Origin of the sequence: Bradyrhizobium sp. (assembly GCF_049691595.1) — a bacterium.
Lineage (GTDB): Bacteria > Pseudomonadota > Alphaproteobacteria > Rhizobiales > Xanthobacteraceae > Bradyrhizobium.
Genome location: NZ_JBAVNZ010000461.1, coordinates 1 through 3067, shown reverse-complemented (window position 1 = coordinate 3067; position 3067 = coordinate 1). Strand labels below are relative to the sequence as shown.

Below are 3067 nucleotides of genomic sequence, written 5' to 3'. Positions count from 1 at the left end.
ATGCCGCCGCGCGCCATCGGCGAAATCCTGCAGCCGCACACCGCGCCGCCGAGCGCCGCGGTCACGCCTGGCCTGCCGCCCGATCATCCGCTGGAGCCGGGCACCCGGCCCACGGGACGCCCTGCTTCGCCGTCGGAACGTATCGCGGCTTCGGAAAGCGCGATCAGCGAAATTTCGACCGCACCCAGGGCGCCCGTCAGCTCGTCGAGCTTCATCGCCGCCGCCCGCCGCGCCGCCCAGGCCGCCGCGGCAGCACCCGTGAACGAAAAGGCCGCGCGCACTTCGCCCAACGCGAAAGACAAGGTCAGCGACGGCAAGGGATCCTCGACCATCACCTCCAGGATCCGTTCGCTGCTGGTGGCCGCCAGCGTGGTCGTGATCGTGCTCGGTACCTTCAAGATGGCGATGACGCTGCTCGACACCGGCAGCGCGCCGCAAATGCCGCCGATGGAAAATTCGGGAGAACATGCAGCCCCGGTTCAGTCGCCCGTGAACAATTCCGCCGCGCCGGTGGCGCCTTCGATGACTTCGCCGACCCCGATCGGCCGCCAATCCAACAATATTTCCGCGCCGAACACGCTCGACAGCGCGCAGGTGACGATCCCGCGGGCAGCGGCCACCTCTGACACCTCGCCGGTCACCGCTGGCGACATCACCGGCACGATTCCGGCGCCGCCGACGATGCCCGCCACCGGCAAGCTCGCGATGGTGCAGGTGCCGCCGACCGAGCGGTTGCCGGACGCGATCGGCGGGCCGGTGCTGCGTGCGGCCGCGCTGAGGGGCGATCCGACCGCCGCCTATGAAGTCGGCCTGCGCTTCGCCGAGGGCAGAGGGCTGGCGCCCAATCTGGACGAAGCCGCGAAATGGTATGACCGCGCGGCCCAGGCCGGCGTGGTGCCCGCGATCTTCCGGCTCGGTACCCTCTACGAAAAGGGCATGGGCGTGACGAAGGACGTCGATATCGCGCGGCGTTACTACCTGCAGGCGGCCGAGCGCGGAAACGCCAAGGCGATGCATAATCTGGCCGTGCTCGATGCCGATGGCGGCGGCAAGGGCGCCAATTACAACAGCGCGTCGCAATGGTTCCGCAGGGCCGCCGATCGCGGCGTCGCCGACAGCCAGTTCAACCTCGGCATTCTCTATGCCCGCGGCATCGGCGTCGAACAGAACCTCGCCGAATCCTTCAAATGGTTCAGCCTCGCCGCGGCGCAGGGCGACGCCGATTCCGGTCGCAAGCGCGACGATATTGCCAGGCGTCTCGACGCGCAGTCGCTGGCCGCGGCGAAGCTTGCGATCCAGACCTTCTCCGCCGAGCCACAGCCCGACGACGCCGTCAGTGTGGCGATCCCGCCCGGCGGCTGGGACTCCGCCCCCGCGCAGCCCAATACGGCGAAGCCGGTAGCGAAACACGCTCCGGCCAAGCGAACCGCCGCCGCAAACTGATGCAGCCGGCGGCGTCGCCGTCATATACCTCATCGACAAAGCCGTGTAGACAAGCGCGCGGATTTTTGCCGGGCGGTTCGACGTCCGGCTCGGTTGCAACTGCCGAGAGGATGATTTGCCTGTCGATGACCGTCAGGACGCGGGAGGTCAGTTCCGGAGGTCGCCGACCGGACCTTGGGTCGCACCGCCACGCATGCCGCCTCACCAGCGCGCGGCGCGGCCGCCCGCTGCTGCCCCCGCCAGCAAATGGCGTTTCTGGTCGGTCGTCAGCTTTATTCTGCTGATTTCCAGCGTCGGCATCCGCGCCTATTGGGACCTGTCGCGGCCGGAGGCCTGGTCCTACTGGAAAGAATCATATCTGTCCCCGCGCATGACATCCGCGCTGATTCCCAGTGCCGATTTCGACGGCTCGGGCCATGGCCGGCGCGCACTCGCAATCCACGGCACAATCGGCGCCGCCACCGCGAACTGGTTCCGCGACAGGCTCGACGAGGGCCATCTCGCCCCCGGCGACGCCGTGTTGCTGTCCTCTCCGGGCGGCGAGTTGAATCAGGCCGTCATCATGGGCGAAATCATTCGATCCCGCGGATTGGTGACCGCCGTCGGCGCCGCCGACGCGTCAGGTCATGTCCAGCCGGCCTATTGTGCCAGCGCCTGCGTGCTGGTCTATGCCGGCGGCAAGATGCGCTATGGCGTCGAGGGCTCGATGTTGGGGGTCCACCGCTTTGTGGCGACCGCCGAGGTGCGCGACCCCGTCGCCGATACCCAGCGTATCGCCGGGATGCTGTTGGGCTATATGACAAAGATGGGCGTCTCCTCTTCCGTCGTGGAAGCGATGTCGGAGACCAAAGATGTCCGCTGGCTCGGCGCCAGGGAAGCCACAGCGATGAACCTCGTCACCGACCCGGTGCGGCGGCCCTGAGCCCCAGCCTGTCCCGCCGGCCCGGCGCGCGGTGGCCCGTTAATCTGAATCATTCACCACGCTCGCAGCGGGTTTGTGGGCTTGCGGCAAAAAAGCCGGCTTTTGCGGATTCTTTAGTCCCTCCTTCTTCCGATTTCGGTTATGCAAAGGCCCGGCAATCGATCCACGCCCGCCCGCTTTCCGCGCGCGAGCTTCGGATTCCATTTGCCGTGAGAGGCCCGACCAAGAAACCACGCCGTGGAGCGGCCCTGGCCGCTCTCGCGGCAAATAGCAAAAGCGAACCGCGTGCAGCTCTACCTCCCGATCGCCGACATTCCGGTCAATGTCTTCCTCATCCTGGCGATGGGCGCGGCGGTCGGTTTCGTCTCCGGCATGTTCGGGATCGGCGGCGGTTTCCTGATGACGCCGCTGCTGATTTTCGTCGGCATCGCGCCCGCGGTCGCGGTCGCTTCCGTCGCCAGCCACATCGCCGCCTCATCCTTTTCCGGTGCGATATCCTACTGGCGACGCCGCGCCATCGATCCGATGCTGGCGCTGATATTATTGAGCGGCGGCACCATCGGCACCGCCCTCGGGGTATGGACCTTCACCCTGCTGCGTTCGCTCGGCCAGCTCGATCTGATGATCGCGCTGTCCTACGTCATCCTGCTGACTACCGTTGGCGGACTGATGTTCTGGGAGGGCTTGCGCGCGCTGCTGCGG

At 67.0% G+C, this 3067-nt stretch carries 2 protein-coding genes and 1 pseudogene; all 3 read left to right on the top strand.

Annotated elements, in window-relative coordinates; translation table 11 throughout:
• Positions 1-1443, top strand: a pseudogene (locus WCE35_RS19500) (hypothetical protein); the annotation flags it as partial.
• Between the two features lie 115 nt (positions 1444-1558).
• The gene (locus WCE35_RS19495; RefSeq protein WP_424594957.1) at positions 1559-2365 is read left to right on the top strand and encodes a hypothetical protein; all 807 of its coding nucleotides are present in this window, start codon (positions 1559-1561) and stop codon (positions 2363-2365) included.
• 285 nt (positions 2366-2650) lie between these two features.
• Positions 2651-3067: TSUP family transporter (locus WCE35_RS19490; RefSeq protein WP_424594956.1), on the top strand; the 417-nt coding region annotated here is incomplete at its 3' end.